Genomic DNA, 316 nt, shown 5'->3' on the forward strand with positions numbered 1-316 from the left:
GGATTTGTCTGCTGCCACGAGACCGGCATCGGGGAGCGGGCGCTGGAGGCCCCCGCAAAGCCCTGTGAGGCTCCCGGGCAGCCCGAAGAAGGAGAGGAGGAACAGGCATGAGTGAACCCAAGCGGACCCCCGCCCAGCGGGCCGCCATCGAGGACCGGGGCGGCGCGCTGCTGGTGAGCGCGGCGGCGGGCAGCGGCATAACGGCTGTTCTGACCGAGCGGGCTGTCCGGCTCATCACCGACCCGGAGCATCCCGTGGATGCGGACCGTCTGCTCATCGTCACCTTTACCAATGCGGCGGCGGCAGAGCTGCGGGC

The 316-nt window shown here is 70.6% G+C and carries 1 protein-coding gene; it reads left to right on the forward strand.

From position 1 onward, the window contains the following. Positions 1-107: 107 nt before the first annotated feature. Positions 108-316 (forward strand): UvrD-helicase domain-containing protein (locus tag P0G09_RS17165; protein ID WP_275253273.1); only part of this gene is annotated, 209 nt, incomplete at its 3' end.

It is taken from the genome of Faecalibacterium sp. DFI.5.82, from assembly GCF_029076575.1.
Lineage (GTDB): Bacteria > Bacillota > Clostridia > Oscillospirales > Ruminococcaceae > Faecalibacterium > Faecalibacterium duncaniae.